At 53.3% G+C, this 20,079-nt stretch carries 18 protein-coding genes; 3 read left to right on the plus strand and 15 right to left on the minus strand.

The window, feature by feature from the left end:
* Positions 1–35: 35 nt before the first annotated feature.
* The gene (locus CWS43_RS07765; RefSeq protein WP_101076334.1) at positions 36–2,399 is read right to left on the minus strand and encodes a TIM-barrel domain-containing protein; all 2,364 of its coding nucleotides are present in this window, start codon (positions 2,397–2,399) and stop codon (positions 36–38) included.
* Complete coding sequence (locus CWS43_RS07770; RefSeq protein WP_101076336.1) at positions 2,396–3,709, minus strand: MFS transporter; 1,314 nt, start codon at positions 3,707–3,709, stop codon at positions 2,396–2,398. The genes CWS43_RS07765 and CWS43_RS07770 overlap by 4 nt, the downstream gene beginning before the upstream one ends.
* Before the next feature lie 215 nt (positions 3,710–3,924).
* Here CWS43_RS07770 and CWS43_RS07775 point away from each other — a divergent pair, with 215 nt between their 5' ends.
* The 3 genes from CWS43_RS07775 (at position 3,925) to CWS43_RS07785 (ending at position 6,526) form a co-directional block, all read left to right on the plus strand.
* Complete coding sequence (locus CWS43_RS07775; protein WP_101076337.1) at positions 3,925–5,007, plus strand: LacI family DNA-binding transcriptional regulator; 1,083 nt, start codon at positions 3,925–3,927, stop codon at positions 5,005–5,007.
* A gap of 136 nt (positions 5,008–5,143) precedes the next feature.
* Positions 5,144–6,178: a M4 family metallopeptidase gene (locus tag CWS43_RS07780; RefSeq protein ID WP_101076339.1), complete on the plus strand. Its 1,035-nt coding sequence runs from the start codon at positions 5,144–5,146 to the stop codon at positions 6,176–6,178.
* Positions 6,179–6,526 (plus strand): protealysin inhibitor emfourin, encoded by a 348-nt coding sequence (locus CWS43_RS07785; RefSeq protein WP_101076340.1) that lies wholly within the window; start codon positions 6,179–6,181, stop codon positions 6,524–6,526.
* On the opposite strand, the gene CWS43_RS07790 is transcribed toward CWS43_RS07785, so the two are convergent.
* The 13 genes from CWS43_RS07790 to pepB form a co-directional block, all read right to left on the minus strand.
* Positions 6,511–6,741 (minus strand): zinc ribbon domain-containing protein, encoded by a 231-nt coding sequence (locus CWS43_RS07790; RefSeq protein WP_101076341.1) that lies wholly within the window; start codon positions 6,739–6,741, stop codon positions 6,511–6,513. The two genes, CWS43_RS07785 and CWS43_RS07790, sit on opposite strands and share 16 nt — an antisense overlap.
* A gap of 12 nt (positions 6,742–6,753) precedes the next feature.
* Positions 6,754–7,710: an AEC family transporter gene (locus CWS43_RS07795; RefSeq protein WP_101076344.1), complete on the minus strand. Its 957-nt coding sequence runs from the start codon at positions 7,708–7,710 to the stop codon at positions 6,754–6,756.
* A gap of 69 nt (positions 7,711–7,779) precedes the next feature.
* Positions 7,780–9,264 carry a ribosome biogenesis GTPase Der gene (gene der, locus CWS43_RS07800; RefSeq protein ID WP_101076345.1) on the minus strand — a complete coding sequence of 495 codons (1,485 nt, stop codon included), beginning with the start codon at positions 9,262–9,264 and terminating at the stop codon, positions 7,780–7,782.
* A gap of 210 nt (positions 9,265–9,474) precedes the next feature.
* Positions 9,475–10,656, minus strand: coding sequence for an outer membrane protein assembly factor BamB (bamB, locus tag CWS43_RS07805; protein ID WP_101076346.1), 1,182 nt, complete (start codon positions 10,654–10,656; stop codon positions 9,475–9,477).
* Between the two features lie 11 nt (positions 10,657–10,667).
* On the minus strand, positions 10,668–11,288 hold the full coding sequence (locus CWS43_RS07810; protein WP_101076348.1) for a YfgM family protein: 621 nt from the start codon (positions 11,286–11,288) through the stop codon (positions 10,668–10,670).
* A gap of 13 nt (positions 11,289–11,301) precedes the next feature.
* Entirely contained in the window at positions 11,302–12,576 is a 1,275-nt protein-coding gene (gene hisS, locus CWS43_RS07815) for a histidine--tRNA ligase (protein ID WP_101076350.1), read from the minus strand.
* A gap of 131 nt (positions 12,577–12,707) precedes the next feature.
* Positions 12,708–13,829 carry a flavodoxin-dependent (E)-4-hydroxy-3-methylbut-2-enyl-diphosphate synthase gene (ispG, locus tag CWS43_RS07820; RefSeq protein WP_101076352.1) on the minus strand — a complete coding sequence of 374 codons (1,122 nt, stop codon included), beginning with the start codon at positions 13,827–13,829 and terminating at the stop codon, positions 12,708–12,710.
* A gap of 42 nt (positions 13,830–13,871) precedes the next feature.
* Positions 13,872–14,861 carry a cytoskeleton protein RodZ gene (gene rodZ, locus CWS43_RS07825; protein ID WP_101076354.1) on the minus strand — a complete coding sequence of 330 codons (990 nt, stop codon included), beginning with the start codon at positions 14,859–14,861 and terminating at the stop codon, positions 13,872–13,874.
* Positions 14,851–15,612, minus strand: a complete 762-nt coding sequence (pilW, locus tag CWS43_RS07830) for a type IV pilus biogenesis/stability protein PilW (RefSeq protein WP_101076356.1) — start codon at positions 15,610–15,612, stop codon at positions 14,851–14,853. Before pilW ends, rodZ begins: the two co-directional genes overlap by 11 nt.
* 92 nt (positions 15,613–15,704) lie before the next feature.
* Positions 15,705–16,904 carry a bifunctional tRNA (adenosine(37)-C2)-methyltransferase TrmG/ribosomal RNA large subunit methyltransferase RlmN gene (locus CWS43_RS07835; protein ID WP_101076358.1) on the minus strand — a complete coding sequence of 400 codons (1,200 nt, stop codon included), beginning with the start codon at positions 16,902–16,904 and terminating at the stop codon, positions 15,705–15,707.
* Between the two features lie 227 nt (positions 16,905–17,131).
* On the minus strand, positions 17,132–17,557 hold the full coding sequence (ndk, locus tag CWS43_RS07840) for a nucleoside-diphosphate kinase (protein ID WP_101076359.1): 426 nt from the start codon (positions 17,555–17,557) through the stop codon (positions 17,132–17,134).
* A gap of 223 nt (positions 17,558–17,780) precedes the next feature.
* Positions 17,781–18,644 carry an enhanced serine sensitivity protein SseB gene (gene sseB / locus CWS43_RS07845; RefSeq protein ID WP_101076361.1) on the minus strand — a complete coding sequence of 288 codons (864 nt, stop codon included), beginning with the start codon at positions 18,642–18,644 and terminating at the stop codon, positions 17,781–17,783.
* 76 nt (positions 18,645–18,720) lie between these two features.
* Positions 18,721–20,031 (minus strand): aminopeptidase PepB, encoded by a 1,311-nt coding sequence (gene pepB / locus CWS43_RS07850; RefSeq protein ID WP_198555788.1) that lies wholly within the window; start codon positions 20,029–20,031, stop codon positions 18,721–18,723.
* Positions 20,032–20,079: the final 48 nt, after the last annotated feature.

Genomic DNA, 20,079 nt, shown 5'->3' on the forward strand with positions numbered 1-20,079 from the left:
CCTCCCCCTTGTACAGAGGGAGGTGTTTGAAAAAACTACAGACTGTAGCTGTTCGCCTCCACGCCGTTCACCCAAAGTTTGCGCGCTTCACCTTTCGGCAGAACAATGTTCAGGGTCTTCCACGCCGGTTTGAAATCGCCACGCTGCGTCAGCGTAATATCAATACGCTGGTCGTTACTGGTAATTTCCCAGTTCACCCACAGCGCATGATTCTGCTCCCAGCGGTGGCTTTCGCCGTCATCTTCAAACAACAATCCTTTTGATTCCGCCAGACCCGGTGCCGGATAAACATGGAGTTCCCTGATCAAATCCTTGCTGGCCTCCACATGCGCCAGACGGCAGGATTGCGGCAGCGCAGCGCCAGCACGCACCAGCAGCGGCAGGCAATCCAGCGGCGCATCCAGCGTGATTGTCTGCGCCCCGGCAAACCACTCGCCAGTATAGAAATCACACCAGCCGATGCCGTTATCTGGCAGATAAACGCGGCGTTCACGCTGGCCTTCTTCTACAACGCTGGCGACCAGTAAGTCGCGCCCCATCAGGAAATCGTCTGTTTCGGCAAAGGTATTTTTATCATGCTCGTGGTCGAGGAATGTCGGGCGCAACATCGGTTCGTCTTCAGCATGCGCCTGCCACAGCAGCGTGTAGAAATACGGCAACAGCCGGTAGCGCAGGCGAATAGCGTCACGGATCAGCGGTGTCACCTGCGGATACATCCACGGCTCATTCACGGTATTATCGTCATTCCATGAGTGAATGGTGAAACGCGGATGCATTACGCCGTTTTGCACCCAACGGACAAACAGCTCGGCATCCGGTTTATCGCCGGAGAATCCACCGACGTCATGCCCGACGTTGTACAGACCGGACAGACTCATCCCGATGCCCATACGCGTGTTGTAACGCAGCGTCAGCCAACTGGTGCGGTTGTCGCCGCTCCATGTCTGCACATAACGCTGCATACCCGCACAGCCGGAGCGTGAGATCAGATACGGACGGATTTCGGGTGCAAAGCTTTGCTGTGCTTCAAACGACGCGCGCATCATCAGCAACGGCATAACCGGGCGGATATGTTTGATAGCGATCGATTTGCCGAAACCGTAGCAGCGCGCGTCGCTGTCCCAAACTTCATACTCGTTGTTATCGTTCCAGGTAGAACCGATGCCTTTTTCCAGCAACTGCTGCGTGACGCCTTTCTGCCACCAGCGCACGGCGGAAGGGTGCGTGAAATCGAGATGCGAGCCTTCGTCATCCCAGAAAACCGAGCGCTCAGGCACATTACTTTCGCTGTCGCGAATAAATAAGCCCTGCTCAGCCACCTGCCCGTACTGCGGATGATCCTGCAATAAACACGGTTTGATGTTGGCGGCCAGACGGATACCGGCATCGAGAAACGCTTTCGACATCACTTCCGGTTCAGGCACTTTGTCGTAGTTCCAGTTAAATACGTAACGCTTGTTGCCAATCGACGTGTAACCCGATGAAAGCTGGAAGGAGTCACACGGGATCTCATGCTGCTGGCACAGCGTGATGAATTTCATCAACTGCTGCTGGGCATCCGGCGCGTCGGTGTAATACATCGTCGAGCCGCTGTAACCGAGACTCCATTTCGGGCCAAACGTGGTTTTACCGGTCAGCTTCACCAGCTTTTTGGTGACGTCCAGCGATGTCGGGCCGATAAACAGGTAGTAATCCAGGTCGCCCGCTTCAGCGCTGAAACGGCGGTATGGAAGATGGTAGTTATCCAGCTCATTACCGAGATCCAGCCAGACATTGCTGAGATTGTCGTAGAACACGCCAAAACTAACGTCATTCCTGCGGGTCATCGTAAACGGAATATGCTTGTACAACGGATCGGTGCTGGCTGCGTTATAACCCATCGCATCAAGATTGCGCATTTCGAAACGGCGGCCGCTGCGGTTGAGATCACCGGCCTTTTCTCCCAGCCCGTAGACACTGTCCTGCTTTTCGCGCAGCTGATAATGCGCTGAGGCATCGCCTTTTACTGCCAGCATATACGCGCCGGTTTTGCGGTCGCTGACCAGCGGCAGCCATTCACCCGCCGCATTTTTATGTTCCCACTCCAGCCACAGCGGCTGATGAACCGTGACACGCAGCGCGTCGGTCGTTAACGTCAGCGAGTCTTCACCCTGCGTCAGCTGGTAGCCTGGCTGCGAAAAACCTTCGTTGCTCAGGCGGTCACGTCCTTCCCATGGCACATCGTTTTGTGGCGCGATGCTCCAGGTTCTGTCCAGCGCCAGTTCGCCGTTTCGCTGGATAAAGACGCGAATCAGCCCCTCTTCAAGCACCCGCAGACAAAACAGATGCTTACCGTCGACACGCAGATTCACGCCTGCATTGTCCTGCCCGGCAAACTCCCAGTGTTTTAACGTTTTCATACACTCTCCCTTTTTGCCGGATTGCGGCGTTCTGCGATCAGGGCAATCAGGAATACCGCCCCGACCAAATCAAAGAATCCCATGGCGATAAACAACGGATTAAAACCGATCGAATCGGCCACTGCGCCTATCAGCAGTGAGAACAGGAAGCTGGCGATCCACGCGGAAGAACCGCGCATTCCGTTGACGGTCGCAACCTGGCTTTTATCAAATGTTTCAACGACAACCGCACTGAGCATGCAGGAAATAACCTGATGGCCGAATCCGCCGATGGAAATCAGCGCGATGGCGGCATACGGGCTTTGGGTCACGGCAACCAGCGCCAGTGACAGCATCATGAATGCGCCGGTGACGGAGCTGGCCACGATGGAGTTAATGCGGGTGCAACCGAAAACTTTGCGGTAGAGCGTGGTGAGATAACCGCTGGCGATACTGCCCAGATCGGCGGCCAGAAACGGCAGCCAGGCAAACATCACGATGTGTTTTAAATCCATGCCACGCTCGTTGGCGAGATACAGCGGAACCCAGAAACTGAAGACCGCCCATGCCGGTTCGGCCAGAAATGCCGGGATGGCGATACCGTAGAATTTCTTGTTCTTGCAGACAATTTTCAGGGATTTAATGAACGGCAGGCGTTCCTGTTGTGGCTCGTTGTCCTGACGGATCAGCGCCAGTTCATCCTTGCTTAAGTTCGGGTGTGACTCCGGAGAATGGTAGAATTTCCACCACAGCAGAACCCACAGCATCGACAGCACACCGCAAAACAGGAAGGCACCGCGCCAGCCAAATGACATATGCGCCACCAGAATGATCGGCGGTGCCAGCATCGCCCCGATGGAGAAACCGACGCCCGCCCAGCCCGCCGCAACCGGGCGTTCCTTACGCGGGAACCAGTCAGAAATCGCTTTTGCATTGGCCGGTGTGGCCGCCGCTTCGGCGCTCCCCATGAAGAAACGTAAAACAGCAAGCTGGATCCAGCTGCCCGCGCCCGCATGCAACATACAGACCACGGCCCAGATTGATGCACAAATCAGAAAACCGAGTTTCAATCCGATGACGTCGATCAGCCAGCCGCACAATGGCTGGAATATCGTATAGGCCGCCTGAAACGCCGCCACGATGTAGGAATATTGTTCGGTGGTCATGTTCAGGCTGGTTTTCAGTTCAGCCGCCAGCAGACCCAAAGAGTTTCGGGTGACGTAGTTAACCGTCACGCCGAGGAGGAACAGCGCCAGCATCCACCAGCGTAGAGCTTTTATTTTACGACGCCCTGTCACAGCCGCCGTTTCGGTGTTGATTTGAATTGTCATGCCTGTTCTCCCATCCGTCGGCCGTTGCCGCAGATGATGTGTTATGTGAGGTACATTTGCAGAGTAGGCAGACGGATTTGTGAGCGAAACGTGATTTTTTGCAAAAGCTTTCACGCTATAAATGCGGAGCCAAACGAGAGGTGACAGAAGGCCTTCCGGTAGCCGGATACGTAGGTGAAAAATTTTGCAGGAGCGATTTTGAAGGAGATCACAGTTTGAAAGGAAAGTTAAATATCCAGCAAATTGCCGACCAGACAGGGCTGTCAATCAGTACAGTTTCGCGGGTTCTGGCGGGGAAAAATAACACCAGCAGCAAAGCCCGCGATCGGGTTCTTGAATGCGCTAAATCGCAGGGCGTTTTTGACGAACTCTCCACCGGCAGGCTGATGCTCAACAATCTGATCATTTTCGCCCCTGCCCGCGCCTTTGATGTACGCAGCGATATTTTTTACTACAAGGTTATCCAGGGCATTCTGGCGTCAACCGCCTGTTACGAAGTGCGTGTCCGGTATTGTGCGATAGAGGAGGAAAACGCCGATGCGGCGCTGTTCATCGCCAAAATGACCGATCCGCAGACTGAAGCGGTTTTGCTGGTCGGCATCGACGATCCGCATATTCATCAGCTGGCGGCGGAAATGGCAAAACCCTGCGTGCTGGTCAATTGCCATGACCGGTATATGCGCCACGACAGCGTCAGCCCCGATCATCAGACGATGGGTGATTTCGCCTGCGACTATCTGTTCGCGCAAGGCCATACGCACATCGTGACGGTGCAATGTCTGCGCCGTCATACCATGGAACTGCGTCTGACCGGCATTAAGCAGGCGTTCGCCCGCAATCATCAGACTTTCAGCGACAGCGAGCATTTGCTGAATACGTCAGGATTTGGGGCGTACGAAAGCGAACAGGCAATGCTGGAATACCTCGATTCACTGCCGCCGGAGCAACCGTTGCCGACGGCTATCCTGGCTGGTGGCGACTTTATGGCATCGGGTGTGGTTGCCGCGCTGGCGAAAAGGGGGTTATCGGTACCGGGTGATATCAGCGTCATCAGCACCGACGGATTTAATCTGGCCGAAATTCATGATGTCCCGCTGACCGCCGTTCACGTTCCGCGTGACGAACTGGGCGCGGAAGCCATCGCCCTGCTGCAACGCAGAATGTTGCGTCCGGATGCGCCTCACACCACTCAGCTTTTGCAGGGAAAACTGGTGGTACGCAATTCGGTGCGCAAAGCCACCGGGCGTGCCGTGACTCCGCGCCCCCATCTTTTGTATGACCCCCTGCCGGACAGATAAATCTCATCTTTCACGGATATCACGCATCGCAGTCCTATACTGACAGGAGACGGCTAATCATTAGCCTCCTTTCAGTATCAGGCAGTCAGAACGCCTTTCTTTCACCCACGGGTGACACTTGATAAGGAGATTCACGATGAATCACAGTTCAGCGAAGCGTTACTACAGCGTTATCCCGCCCTATATTCTCAACCGGATTATCGAGCACGGCACCGAGCCTCAGCGCAATTGCGCCAGACAAACGCTGGTGCATGTGAATACCCTGATGGCGCAGCCTTACGCCAAACCGCAAAAAATCACCACGGCCAGAGCCGGTCAGGCCGAACGTGATATTTATGACGCGAAAAATTCCACGAAACTTCCCGGCGAGTCGGTACGCAAAGAGGGCCAGGCCAGCAACGGCGATGTAGCCGTGGATGAGGCTTATGATTATCTCGGCGTCACTTATGATTTCTTCTGGCAGGCATACAAACGTAATTCCCTCGACAATAAAGGGCTGGCGTTGCTGGGCACCGTTCACTACGACAAAGGCTATCAGAACGCTTTCTGGAACGGGCAGCAGATGGTATTTGGCGACGGCGACGGTGAAATTTTTAACCGGTTCACCATTGCGATTGACGTTGTGGGCCATGAGCTTTCTCACGGCGTAACAGAAAGCGAAGCGGGTCTGGATTATAACGGACAATCCGGCGCGCTCAACGAATCACTTTCTGACGTTTTCGGATCTCTGGTGAAACAGTTCCACCTGAAACAAACGGCTGATAGGGCCGACTGGATTATCGGTGAAGGCTTGCTGGCAAAAGGCATTCACGGTACCGGCCTGCGTTCAATGTCACATCCGGGAACGGCCTACGATGATCCTTTGCTCGGCAAGGATCCGCAACCGGCGGACATGAAAGGGTATGTGAACACCCGCGACGATAACGGCGGTGTTCACATAAATTCGGGGATCCCTAACCGCGCATTTTATCTGGCTGCGACTAAACTGGGCGGTAATGCCTGGGAGCGTGCGGGGTATGTCTGGTACGACACGGTCTGTGATAAATCCCTGCCGAAAAATGCTGACTTTGTGACTTTCGCCCAGTTCACGGTGCAACATGCCGGTAAACGGTTTGACGAAACTGTTGCGCAGGCAGTTCGTGAGGCCTGGGAGCAGGTCGGAGTGATGTAAATGAAACCTTTAGATTCGCTGGAAAGCAACGCGGTGATAGAGATTTACCGCGAAGGCGGCATTGCCTTTATCCCCAAACTCAGCGGGCCACGGCGGGTTGACCTTTCCGGAATGAGCGACGATAAGCGGCAGGAAATCTGCCGGCTCATCAACAAAACGCTGCCCTATGCGCAGGAAAAAGAAAACGCCGGTCGCGGTGACCAGCGTTATTTCCGACTGGAGATTTATTACGCCTCGGCGGAAACCACCGCCAGCCTGGTGGTGATCATCCCTGAAACGCAGGCACCGGAAGAGCTGGTCGATTTATGGAAACAGGCACCACCCGATGAAAATCACGCCTGCGAATAAGGAGAATAGGTAAACTGCACCCGCTTTTTAGAAATCATGCCATGCCCGTTTTGGCAAATATAATCGACCGCACCGCAGGCTTTCAGCTCCTGCAACGGCTGATGGCAATCCGGGCATAACGCCGTTTGCGTGTAACTCATCTGGCACGGTTCACAGTGCAAGTGACCGCTCACCCAGTTCATGGGCTGACTGCAAATCGGACAAAGTGCTTCCATCGAATATCTCCTTCAAATAACGCCCAGCGTCCGTAATAAATACAGCCCCAGAGCGGTGGTGAAAAATGATCCTAACGTGGTCACCGCGATAATATTCGCCGCCAGAGTGGCGTTGCCGCCCATCGCGCGCGTCATCACATAGCTACCTGCGGCCGTCGGTGTGCAGGAAAAGAGAAAAATCACGCCAAGCGCAGCACCACGAAAACCGAACAGCCATGCGCCGAACGTCATCAGCGCAGGGACAAAAATAACACGCGAAGCCGAAGACCAGGCCGCCACGTTAGAACTGCGAAACATCGCACGCCAGTCCAGACTTGCACCAGCGCACAACATCGCCAGCGGCAGTGCCATGCCGGAAATAAAATCACCGGTGCTGGCGATCGTTGCAGGCATCGGCAAGTGGCTATGCTGGAATGCCAGACCGAGGACCAGACCAATAATCAGCGGGTTAGTGGCAATCCCGTGCAAAACCGGCTTCATTCCTATCCGTTTCCCCTGCCCGCCTTTCAGGCTGCGGGTCAGCGTAATAACGGACAGCACGTTGAAAAGAATGACCGTCACCGCCAGATACATCGATCCTAAGGCAATGCCTTCATTTCCGAACGCCAAAGAGGCGTACGCAAGACCGGCGATACCGGTATTGGCGCGGAATCCTCCCTGCACAAAGATGCCGCGTTCGCGGGGATCCTTCACCAGCTTAATGGCCACCAGTTCCAGCAGTAAAAAAGAAACGACAGTGGCAATCCCGCCGTAAAGTGCCAGCGGCAGGTTTGAGCCGGAGGAATCATGCCCCTGCGCGACGCTAAAAAAGAGCAGGCAAGGCAGCGCAATGTTAAACACTAACCGGCTGGCTTTTTCGTTGAAATTGTCGTCCATCAGGCCGGTGCGACGCAACATCACACCCAGCAGCAAGATCAGTAAATTCGGCACGGTAACGCCAAATGCAAAACTCCAGGTCTGCCAGAACATCCAGCCAGCTCCTTGCAGGGTAAAATGAGACAAAAAAATGGGGCGCATTTTCATGCACCCCGTAAATCATTATTTGCTTTTTTTCAGGTGAGACATCAGTCGTTTACGCTTGCGCAGCTGATTTGGCGTCAGCGTGTTACGCTTACCTTCAAACGGGTTCTCACCCTCTTTGAACTGAATACGGATTGGCGTACCCATCACTTTCAGTGAACGACGGAAGTAGTTCATCAGATAGCGTTTGTAGGAATCAGCCAGATCTTTCACCTGGTTACCGTGAATTACCACGATTGGCGGGTTATAACCCCCGGCGTGCGCATATTTCAGCTTAACACGACGGCCATTGACCAGCGGTGGCTGGTGATCGTCTGCTGCCATTTGCATGATACGGGTCAGTAAGGAAGTACTCACACGCGTGGTCGCGCAGGTATACGCTTCAACCACCGATTCAAAGAGGTTACCCACGCCGCTACCGTGCAGGGCAGAGATGAAGTGAATACGCGCGAAATCGACAAAACCAAGGCGCAGATCCAGTTGGTCTTTCACCTGAGCGCGCGCCTCTTCGTTCATGCCGTCCCACTTGTTGACGACGATAACCAGTGAGCGACCGCTGTTAAGGATGAAGCCTAACAGCGAGAGATCCTGATCCGAAATACCTTCGCGGGCATCGATGACCAGCATCACGACGTTAGCATCTTCAATCGCCTGAAGCGTTTTGATAACGGAGAATTTTTCCACCGTTTCAGTGACTTTGCCGCGTTTACGCACACCGGCGGTATCAATCAGAACGTATTCACGTTCATCACGAACCATCGGAATATAGATACTGTCACGGGTGGTACCCGGCATGTCGTAAACCACGACACGCTCTTCGCCCAGAATACGGTTAGTCAGTGTGGACTTACCTACGTTCGGACGCCCGACGATAGCCAGTTTGATAGGCAACGTCGTCGGGTCGAAATCATCTTCTTCATCTTCCGGGATTTCATCACCGGTCGCTTCCTGCTCAGCCCAGTAAGCGGCGTTGGCTTCTTCTTCAGTCAGCTCAACTTCTTCTGGTTTTTCGCCAACAAATGGCACCAGAACGTGTTCGATCAGCTGCGCGACACCACGGCCATGAGAAGCCGCGATCGCGTACACTTCACCCAGACCGAGGGAGTAGAAATCGCCGGTTGCGCTGTCAGGATCTAAACCGTCAGTTTTGTTCGCCACCAGAAATGTCGCTTTTTCACGGCTGCGAAGATGCTGGGCGATGCCCTGATCGGCAGGCATCAGGCCCGCGCGCGCATCCACCATGAATAAGACGATGTCGGCTTCTTCGATTGCCAGCAGTGACTGCCCGGCCATGCGGGTTTCAACACCGTCTTCGGTACCGTCGATACCACCGGTATCCACGATGATGAATTCATTACCCTCAATTTCGGCACGACCATACTTGCGGTCACGCGTAAGCCCCGGGAAATCCGCAACCAGCGCATCACGCGTCTTGGTCAAACGGTTAAATAAAGTGGATTTACCCACATTCGGGCGCCCTACAAGCGCAACGACAGGTATCATTTTGAAGCCTCAGTTTTTTTAATATAGTGCTAAACGCAGATAGCCGATCTGCCTGCAATGCATGGCAAATCGCTATAATTCAATTTGTTACAACACAATTGTGAATTCAAATTATGCATATTTCAGAATACGAAACGGCCCCTGAGCAATTCAGGAGCCGTTTTAAAGCCCGGGATCAACCGATCTCAAAGCCAGACGCTGGGCGCAATATTAACGGGTAAAGGAATAAACTTCCCCACCTTTCGCCTGAACAACCAGCTTATCACTCGCCACAATCGGCGCACTCAGGAAGCCATCACTGTCGACTTTCTGCTGAGCCACAAAACGGCCATCCGTGGTGTTGATCCAGTGCAGATAACCTTCGGAATCACCGACCACAATGAAACCATTATACAACACGGGGGCGGTCAGGTTACGGTGCAGTAATTCACTTTGACGCCACAAGCTGACACCACCCTGGGTATCAAGCGCCATCACACGGTCATCCTGATCGACCAGATAAATGCGACCCGCGTCTACGATGATGTCATTAACCGAGCCCACATCGCGCTTCCACATAATCTGACCAGAACGCAGATCCATCGCCACCAGATTGCCGTTATATGCCAGCGTGTACACCACGCCATTATCGATAACCGGTGTGGTATCAACGTCACTCAGACGGTCGATTTCAGTCGTACCCGTGGTCTGAGAAATACGTTGCTGCCAGATCAGTTGGCCTTCTTTCATCAACACGGCGCTAACGCGGCCGTTATCACCGCCGACGATGGCAGCACCAAACGCAACAGCCGGAGCAGATTCTCCACGCAATGACAGCGTTGGCATATCCAGGTTAGCGGTCCACTGAATAGTACCATCTGCTTCACTCAGGCCCTGCAGCATGCCATTACCTGTGTGAACCAGAACCAGACCATCACTGACAACCGGGCGGGACAGTGCTTCACCCGCAACTTTGGTCTGCCAGGCGACAGTACCGTCGGAAGTATTCAATGCATAAACAATAGCTTTTTCGCTGCCAGCATAGACATGGCCACCGGAAACGGTCAGGCCACCAGAAAGCTGGGCAGAAATGTTACGTGAAAGGAAACCGGTCTTCTCGGACAGGTTAACGCTCCATTTTTCTTTACCGCTGTCTGCATCCAGTGCTTTAACCACACCAAAACGATCTGCAGCATAAATGGTGCTGTCCTGCCAGGCCGGGCGCAAGTTGGAGTAGAACTCACCCACGCCATCGCCTACCGATTTGCTCCAGACCTGAGTCGGAGTGAACTGGTTCTCAACTTTTGGCAGCGGAGACATTTTGACGACGTCTTCTTCGCTGTTAAACAATGAACAGCCACTCAGCAGGGCAACTGAAACCCATCCTACCAAGAGTGTTTTACGCAATTGCATCGGGGTTCCCCTTAGCTGGCTAAGTTGTTCAATTTCATACGCAGCATGGTTTGCAGCGTTTGAGAGGGTTTAGAATCGAGTCCTTTGCTGTAGGCTTCACGTGCGCCTTTTGCATCGCCTTTCGCAAGCAGGACATCACCACGGATGCCTTGTTGCATAGCCGCCCAGCCTTCACCCTTTACGCCGTCTAACGTTTTGAGTGCATCATCAAATTTGCCTTGCTGCATCTGGACACGAGCCAGACGTAAATTCACCAGCGAACGTAAATTATCTTCTTTGGCCTGACCTTGCGCCTGAGCTAACTGCTTTTCAGCATTGGCGAAATCTTTCGTTTCGACGAAATGATCGGCCAGCTGCAGGGCCGCAAAAACCCCGTAATTGTTATCATTGCTCTGTGCAAATTTTTCGAGATCAGCAACACCCTGCGGGCTATTGCTGGTCAGCGACTGATTAGCTTTCTGGAAAGACGCAGAAGCTTCCGTCAGGGCAGAATCCTGATGGCTCTGCCAGAAACGCCAGCCGCCCAGGGCTGCAATACCCAGAACAACGCCGATGGCCAGCGCTTTACCGTTTTCGGCAAAGAAGCGACGTACAGCATCAACCTGTTCATTCTCAGTGGTATAGACTTCCACAGTGTCCTTCTCCTTAACCCAACATCGAAGCCAGACGCGCGGCGAGTTCGCTTTGCGCCAGCGTTTCTTGCGTTCCACTTTGCAGATCTTTTACAACAACCTGCAGGTTAGCGACTTCATCTTCACCCAATACCAGGGCAACGCGTGCGCCCCATTTATCAGCACGGGCAAATTGCTTCTTGAAGTTACCGCCACCGTAGTTAGTCATCACTTTCAGCTCAGGCAGTGCATCACGCAGCGTTTCAGCCAGCTGCATCGCCGCACCTTGCGTACCTGCCCCGGATGAAATGACGTAAGCATCAACCGTTGCCGGTGCTTTGAAATCCGGATTTACGGCCTGAACCAGTAAGACCAGGCGCTCCAGCCCCATAGCAAAACCGACAGCAGGTGTTGCACGCCCCCCCAATTGTTCTACCAGCCCGTCATAACGGCCACCGGCGCAAACAGTCCCCTGAGAGCCCAGGCTGTTGGTTACCCACTCGAACACGGTGCGGTTGTAATAATCCAAACCGCGCACAAGTCGCTGATTAACCGTATATGGGATACCAGACTGCTCTAAAAGTTCACACAGACCTACAAAGTGTTCTCTTGATTCGTCATCAAGATAATCACCCAGCTCCGGCGCATCATTTAACAACGCCTGAATATCCGGATTTTTAGAGTCCAGCACGCGCAGCGGATTGCTGTACATACGACGTTTGCAGTCTTCATCCAGTTGATCTTTGTGCTGCTCAAGGAACGCCACCAGCGCGTCGCGATAGCTCGCACGGGCTTCCAGAGAGCCGATAGAGTTCAGCTCAAGCGTAACGTGTTCAGCGATACCCAGCGCACGCCACCAGCGGGCGCTCAGGAGGATCAGCTCGGCATCAACGTCCGGGCCTTGCAGGCCAAAGACTTCCACACCCAGCTGATTGAACTGGCGATAGCGGCCTTTTTGCGGACGCTCGTAACGGAACATCGGGCCGATATACCACAGACGTTGTTCCTGATTGTACAGCAGACCATGTTCGATGCCGGCGCGGACGCAGCCCGCCGTACCTTCAGGGCGCAGCGTCAGGCTTTCACCGTTGCGGTCTTCAAAGGTATACATTTCTTTTTCCACGACATCGGTCACTTCGCCGATAGCGCGCTTAAACAATGGGGTCTGCTCTACAATCGGCATACGGATTTCACTGTAGCCGTAACCGCCGAGCACCTGTTTCAACGATCCTTCGATACGTTGCCATAATGCCGTGTCTTCAGGCAGATAGTCGTTCATGCCGCGAATGGCCTGGATATTCTTTGCCACGTCAGTTCTCTATCGTTTTATAAAAAATGAACCCGATTATAGGGGTTTTGTGCCCTGCGGTTCAACGCGCAGACACCCTCCCCTACCGGGTTCAATATAATGCAGGCGTCCGCAGACGCCCGCAACCGATGTTACTTTTCAAGATGATTGATAACGATACGTTTACTCTCATCCATCACCGCCGCTTTGGCGCGAATTTTTGCTTCCAGCTGGTCAATCATATCCGTGTTGTCAAAACGCTCTCTCTGACGAACACCGTCTTCGTAGAAACCGCTTTTATTATGACCGCCCGTCACACCGATTGTTGAGACCAGCGCTTCACCCGGACCGTTCACCACACAACCGATGATGGAAACATCCATCGGCGTGATCAGGTCTTCCAGACGTTGTTCCAGCGCATTCACCGTGCCGATGACATCAAATTCCTGACGCGAGCAGGTCGGGCAGGCAATAAAGTTGATCCCACGGGAACGAATACGCAGTGACTTCAGGATATCAAAGCCCACTTTCACTTCTTCAACCGGATCTGCCGCCAGTGAGATACGCAGCGTGTCGCCGATACCTTCTGACAACAGAAGACCCAGGCCGATTGCCGATTTGACTGAACCGGCGCGTAAACCGCCTGCCTCAGTGATCCCAAGGTGCAAAGGCTGAACGATTTGTTTTGCCAGCAGGCGATAAGACTCAACGGCAAGGAAAACGTCAGAAGCTTTCACGCTGACTTTAAACTGGTCAAAGTTGAGGCGATCAAGAATATCGACATGACGCATGGCCGATTCCAGCAGCGCTTCCGGCGTAGGTTCACCGTACTTCTCCTGGATATCTTTTTCCAGAGAGCCACCGTTCACACCGATACGGATGGGAATATTTTTATCGCGGGCGCAATCCACTACGGAGCGGATGCGGGATTCATTACCAATGTTACCTGGATTGATACGCAGGCAATCGACACCGTATTCAGCAACCTGCAGCGCGATGCGGTAATCGAAATGAATATCGGCGACCAGCGGGACATTAACCTGCTGCTTGATAAGTTTGAATGCCTCAGCGGCATCCATAGTGGGCACAGAAACGCGGACAATATCGACCCCCACGCGTTCCAGTGATTTGATTTGTGCGACAGTCGCGGCCACATCAGTGGTGCGGGTGTTGGTCATCGATTGCACAGCAATCGGCGCTCCGTCACCTACAGGCACCTTGCCGACATAAATCCGGGTTGATTTGCGACGGGTAATGGGTGCTTGGTTATGCATTACTTCACTCTCCATCGTTGTCATCGTCTGGCAAGCTGCCGATTACTCGGCAGCTAAGGTCAGGCGCGCAACACGGCTTGATTTTACAAAACGACTTAAATCTACCGGCTTGCCCTGGAACTGGATATCAACAGCCCCTGGCGCACCGATTTTCAGCTTATACGGAGCAGTTCCCTTCACACTGAAGGTTTCACCGCCTTTCTTCATGCCACTGAACAGCGTTTTTCCTGATGCATCATCAATCTGGAACCAGCAATCAGCTTTAAAGGTAAAAGTGACAGCCTGTGGATCCGTACCGGCTGCCGCAGCAGTTTGCGCATCACCGGTTGGCAGACCGTTATCAGCCGTTGCTGCTGGCTGACTGGTAGAAACCGCAGCAGGCGCTTGCGTCGCTGAGGTGCCTGATGAAGCGGGAGCGCTGGCCGCAGGCGTTGTAGCCGTCGTATTCAGTGGAATAGAATTCTGCGGCTGAGCAGGTGCTGCCGGGGCAGCAGAGGTGTCTTCTGTTGTGGGTGCAGAATTCGGGTTATCGCCCAGAGGAATGGCTTGCCCCTGTCCGTTATCCTGATTCAGCTGTGCCGAGGACTGATCGGCCATCGTCACGATTTCCTGCTGCTGCGCCTGATGATTTTGCCACCACCATGCGCCCGTCAGGCCAATAACCACAAACACGACCAGCCAGGTAAAGCCCATCAACCAGCCATCACGTTTTTTGCGAGACTTACCGAGAGAGAAGCCCTGCATCGAAGCAACTTTTGGCACTTTAATCGGTGCTTGTTTACCGATCAGCCCAGACAATTCGTCTTCAGGTACATGTACCAGTTTGGCATAGGAACGAAGATAACCACGCAGGAAAGTCGGCGCGAGATCGGCCGGCGTCGTTTCTTCTTCGATTTGGCGAATAGTTGAGACTTTCAGACACAGGCGTTCTGCAACGGCCTGATGACTGAGACCTAACTGTTCACGAGCCTGACGCAGGCGTTCGCCTGTGGTCAGTTTTGCATTATTTTCTTGAGAGGCTTCAGTATTCATTAGCTAAGAACTGCTGGTACTGTTTAGATTGTGGATAACTACGCGCAAGCTGCTTACCGTAGCGTTGAACGCTATCCGGATTGCCCGCTAACGCAGCGAATCGAATTTGTAACATAATGCTGTCAGCCGTAGCGGGCAGAACATGTTGATAGACATCCAGTAATAACTTCGCCTGAATGCGGTTCCCTTTCTCAAATTCTTTGGTTGCCTCAGTCAGCAAGGGTGCGCCTTTATCGGGATCAACTTTTAATGCCCGGCTCAGTAACACTCGCGCTTCCTCATTCTGATTGGCCTTCAGAAAACAGTAGCCTGCATTTTCCAGACTGTCAGCAACCTGACCGTAATCAGGCGCATTAGCTGCGGCGCTAAACTGCTGTTGTGCGGGTACATACTGCCCTAAACTACACAAAAACGCACCGTAATTATTTAAGACGGTCCCATTTTGCGGGGCCAGCTTCAACGCTTGCTGGTAGCGGCTTTCCGCTGCTTTCTGATCGCCGTTTTTTTGCTCGTAAAGTGCCATACCAAGCTGCGTACGGTAATCGCCTGGCGCGCCGTCAACGGCCGTCTGCAAATTCTGCTTTGCCGCTGGCATATCGCCCTGAGACAGATAGGCCAGCCCAAGCTCCAGACGCGTTTGCGATGCGCCAGTGGCCTGCTGTGTTTTTTTCGGCGTACCGGAACACGCCGCCAGCAATGCAACGGAAAATCCCGCTATAATCAGCAACTTCACACTGCCATTCATTGTCATGCCTAATTCCCTTTATCCTGCCAACGACAACAAAACGGAGGTTTACCCAAACAACGCAGTAAACCTCTCGCACACCTTACGGTTTATGGCAACTACACGGCTTTTACGGAAATCTGCTGCTCGCCTGCCATTTTTTTCTTCAACGTACGTTTGGTACGATCGATGACGTCACCCGCCAGTTGTCCGCAGGCAGCATCAATATCGTCGCCACGGGTTTTGCGGACAATCACCGTGAAACCGTAATCCATCAGCACTTTCGAGAAACGGTCAATACGGCTGTTGGAGCTGCGGCCATACGGTGCGCCCGGGAACGGGTTCCATGGGATCAGGTTTATTTTGCATGGCGTATTTTTCAGGCGTTCAGCCAGCTCATGCGCATGTTCCGTCCCATCGTTGATATGGTCGAGCATGACGTATTCGATGGTCACACGGCCCTGATTGGCGTTGGATTTACCGATATAACGCTCAACGGCGGCCAGGAAAGTATCAATATTGTACTTACGGTTAATCGGTACAATTTCGTCACGGATAGTGTCATTTGGCGCGTGCAGGGAAATCGCCAGCGCAACGTCGATCATGTCGCCGAGTTTATCGAGCGCAGGCACAACACCGGATGTTGAAAGCGTAACGCGGCGTTTTGACAGGCCGAAACCAAAGTCATCCAGCATGATTTCCATCGCCGGAACCACGTTATTCAGGTTAAGCAAAGGCTCGCCCATACCCATCATCACCACGTTGGTGATAGGACGTGTACCAGCCACTTTTGCGGCACCGATAATTTTCGCCGCACGCCACACCTGACCGATGATTTCGGACACGCGCAGGTTACGGTTAAAGCCCTGCTGGGCGGTTGAGCAGAAAGTACATTCCAGCGCGCAGCCTACCTGAGAAGAAACGCAAAGCGTCGCACGATCGCCGTCCGGGATATACACGGTTTCGACCAGTTGGCCGCCAACCTGAATCGCCCATTTGATGGTGCCATCGGTTGAACGTTGTTCAGAAGCCACTTCCGGTGCACGAATTTCTGCAACGCGGGCCAGCTTTTCACGCAGCGGCTTGTTGATATCGGTCATTTGCTCGAAATCATCGCTGCAATAGTGGTACATCCACTTCATGACCTGATCAGCACGGAACGGTTTCTCGCCCATGTTGATAAAGAACTCACGCATCTGTTTGCGGTTAAGATCAAGAAGGTTAATTTTTGCAGCGGCAGGCACGACTGTGCTCACAGCTTCTGCGGAAACGGGAGTGTTTTCAGACAAGGTATGCTCGGGCGTGTTTGATTCTAACATGATGAAAAATGGCCTCGTTGTTACACGTTATGGCGTATTGGAAGTGCAGAGCCGGCACCTTTTCAGAAACTGGCGGCCTGCAAATAAATTGCGCCCCGACGAGGCTGGCTCATTCGGGGCGCAACATTGTACAAATTTTAAGGCACAGTTGCCATGTTTGGAAAGTGGCTGTTACAAAATTCTTGCGAATTTGCGGCCTGTCTTCCGGCAACGATGACCTGAAAATCTTAACGCGGGCAGATTTCGCTTTCGGTGAAGAAATAAGCGATTTCGCGTTGTGCAGATTCTACAGCGTCAGAACCGTGAACGGCGTTAGCGGTGAAGCTGTCAGCGAAGTCTGCACGCAGGGTACCGGCCAGCGCGTTCTCAGGGTTAGTTGCGCCCATGATGTCGCGGTTACGCTGAACAGCGTTTTCGCCTTCCAGAACCTGAACCATGATCGGGCCAGACGTCATGAACTCAACCAGACCATCAAAGAAAGGACGGCCTTTGTGTTCAGCGTAGAAGCCTTCAGCCTGCTCTTTAGTCAGTTTCAGCATTTTAGACGCGATGATAGTGAAACCTGCGCGTTCGAAACGTGCGTAGATAGCACCGATGTCGTTGTTCGCTACGGAGTTTGGTTTGATGATGGAGAAAGTACGTTGGATAGTCATGGAAAAACCTCTGTCTGACTTTTATAGGTAGGGCCGGTTAATTTAATGTTATACCTGCCGTAAAATGGCGGTGATTATAGGGAGCGAAGTTAAGATTGCCTACCCGAATCACAACATTTAATTAAAAAAATGCGTGATTGATTCACTATCGAACCTAAACACACCATTTCCCTTAAACAAAACAAGGGCAAAACTCGATTTCCCTTTCTTTTGTTACCCTGTTTTATGCCTGACCGGATGAAGGAATAATGTTACGCAGCCAGCTTCCCCACTTGCGCTGATAAAACGGCTGGGTATGGCTGATCAAATAATGGCTGATGCCACGCTCTTTTTCGGAAACGATACAGAAATCCACCGGGCGATCGTCCGGGGACGTTTCACTTGCCACATTTCCCGCTTCGCGGATCAGCGCGTCGATCTCCTGCTCATCACCGTCGGCTTCAACACCAATCAACAGGTTTGGCTGGTCATCAACCGCTTTATCGTGGATCAGCGCCATAAAGGCACGACGTACCGGCTTTTTCTGGGTAAACAGCGTGGTTAATGCATCAATCATGGCTGAAGGATATTCTTCTGGCTGACCAATCAGTAACTGACTTTCTTTGTCCAGCACCAGCTCTGACGGCGCATGCAATCCGCCGTTGCTCAGCAGCAGCGTGACTTCGTTTGGCGTGAATTCCTTTCCGTATTCAGACTTAGGATTCAGAAACAGCTCATCGCCCTGCGTCATTTCGAACAGCACGCGGGCAGGCAACGCAACAAACGCCTGCTCGTCCGGGCTTTCGCCCGCGCTGGCTTTTTCCAACACGTCGACTGAAGAGAAGAAAGGAATGATCGAGCTGCCGTCCTGTTTTTCCCAGTGCAGAATATTGAGTTCGCTACCGGCGGTAATCGCCACACTGCCCTGTTTTTCCGCGTCATCCTGACCTGCATCACCCAGCACGAAAACGGTGGAATCCAGCAAGGTCTGGTAAAAAGCCGGGCGCCAGGCAGGCGCGGTGACGGACAGACGAAGCAAGCGCTCCAGCTCGTTTTCCCCGTTTACCGCGGCGGCACCCGCAGGAAGATGATCGTGTGGGACACTCATAATTCTGACTCCGGTAATGGTATAAAACGGGGCGCTATTCTGCGCCCCGTTAATCTTACATCAACAAATAATTATGTTAGTTAGACTTGGATAACAATAAGTTAGCGACGGTACGCACACCCAGACCGGTCGCACCTGCAGACCACTGGTCAGCAGCGCTTTTACGGTAGGTTGCCGAACAGTCGATGTGCAGCCAGCCTTTCTTATATTCAGTGACGAAATGAGACAGGAAAGCCGCCGCCGTGCTTGCGCCCGCAGTATGTGCAGGGCCGGCGATGTTGTTCAGTTCTGCGAAATTGGAAGGCAGATGCGAACGGTGGAACTCTTCCAGCGGCAGGCGCCAGAACGGTTCGTGTTCTGCTTTGGCACTTTCCAGCAGCTCAGCTGCCAGCGCATCGTCAAAGCTGAACAGTGCGTGGTAATCATTGCCCAATGCGGTTTTCGCCGCACCGGTCAGCGTCGCCGCATCAATGATCAGCTCCGGATTCTGCGCAGAAGCGTCGATCAGGCCATCAGCCAGAACCAGGCGGCCTTCGGCGTCCGTGTTCATCACTTCGACGGTTTTGCCGTTGCGGTAGCGAATGATATCGCCCAGTTTCAGCGCGTTGCCGCTGACCATGTTGTCGGCGCAGCACAGATACAGTTTCACACGTTTGTTCAGGCCGTTAGCCGCCGCCAGCGCCAGCGCGCCGGTCAGGGTAGCCGCGCCGCCCATATCAGCTTTCATGGAATCCATGGAAGCGCTGGGTTTCAGGCTGTAGCCACCGGTGTCGAAAGTAATGCCTTTGCCGACCAGGCAGGCATAAACAGGCGCTTCAGCGTCGCCTGACGGGTTGTAATCAAGCGCCAGCAGAACCGGCGGACGGTCAGAGCCACGGCCCACAGTATGGATGCCCATGTAACTTTGCTGACGCAGATCCTCACCTTTGGTGATGCGGTAGCTGACTTTTTCGTTACCGAATTCACACATCAGATCGACAGCGCGGGTCGCCAGTTGCTCAGGGGACAGATCTTCCGCTGGCGTATTGATGGTGTTACGCACCCAGTCGATGATTTTCAGGCGCTGTTTCAGCGTGGTGGTGTCATCTTCGGATAACTCAGCCCATTCCACATTGCGCGTGCCTTTCGGGCCACGGAAACCCTGCCAGAATGCCCAGCTGTTTTCGAGATCCCAGCCCTCGCCTGTCAGTTTGACATTTTTCACGCCCTGACCATCAATACGGCGTGCCGCACGGGAAATCGCCGTCAGCGCATCGCCCTCTTTCAGATGGATAGTCATGCCTTCAGAACCGGTGCTCAGCGTGGCTTTTTCACCCCAGCGGGCATCTGCTGGCTGGGAAGAAAGGAACACGGACATGGCTTCATTGGTTGTTACTTCGGAACTCATAACAGCACTCCTGATTTATTATTTTCAAAGACAAGTTTTATCTTCAAT

It is taken from the genome of Rahnella sp. AA, assembly GCF_002834385.1.
Lineage (GTDB): Bacteria > Pseudomonadota > Gammaproteobacteria > Enterobacterales > Enterobacteriaceae > Rahnella.

Bases quoted from the DNA above. Each gene is read 5' to 3' on its own strand.
- CWS43_RS07765 (WP_101076334.1), bottom strand. From the start codon at position 2,399: ATGAAAACGTTAAAACACTGGGAGTTTGCCGGGCAGGACAATGCAGGC.
- CWS43_RS07770 (WP_101076336.1), bottom strand. From the start codon at position 3,709: ATGACAATTCAAATCAACACCGAAACGGCGGCTGTGACAGGGCGTCGT.
- CWS43_RS07780 (WP_101076339.1), top strand. From the start codon at position 5,144: ATGAATCACAGTTCAGCGAAGCGTTACTACAGCGTTATCCCGCCCTAT.
- CWS43_RS07785 (WP_101076340.1), top strand. From the start codon at position 6,179: ATGAAACCTTTAGATTCGCTGGAAAGCAACGCGGTGATAGAGATTTAC.
- CWS43_RS07790 (WP_101076341.1), bottom strand. From the start codon at position 6,741: ATGGAAGCACTTTGTCCGATTTGCAGTCAGCCCATGAACTGGGTGAGC.
- CWS43_RS07795 (WP_101076344.1), bottom strand. From the start codon at position 7,710: ATGTTCTGGCAGACCTGGAGTTTTGCATTTGGCGTTACCGTGCCGAAT.
- der (WP_101076345.1), bottom strand. From the start codon at position 9,264: ATGATACCTGTCGTTGCGCTTGTAGGGCGCCCGAATGTGGGTAAATCC.
- bamB (WP_101076346.1), bottom strand. From the start codon at position 10,656: ATGCAATTGCGTAAAACACTCTTGGTAGGATGGGTTTCAGTTGCCCTG.
- ispG (WP_101076352.1), bottom strand. From the start codon at position 13,829: ATGCATAACCAAGCACCCATTACCCGTCGCAAATCAACCCGGATTTAT.
- rodZ (WP_101076354.1), bottom strand. From the start codon at position 14,861: ATGAATACTGAAGCCTCTCAAGAAAATAATGCAAAACTGACCACAGGC.
- pilW (WP_101076356.1), bottom strand. From the start codon at position 15,612: ATGACAATGAATGGCAGTGTGAAGTTGCTGATTATAGCGGGATTTTCC.
- CWS43_RS07835 (WP_101076358.1), bottom strand. From the start codon at position 16,904: ATGTTAGAATCAAACACGCCCGAGCATACCTTGTCTGAAAACACTCCC.
- ndk (WP_101076359.1), bottom strand. From the start codon at position 17,557: ATGACTATCCAACGTACTTTCTCCATCATCAAACCAAACTCCGTAGCG.
- sseB (WP_101076361.1), bottom strand. From the start codon at position 18,644: ATGAGTGTCCCACACGATCATCTTCCTGCGGGTGCCGCCGCGGTAAAC.
- pepB (WP_198555788.1), bottom strand. From the start codon at position 20,031: ATGAGTTCCGAAGTAACAACCAATGAAGCCATGTCCGTGTTCCTTTCT.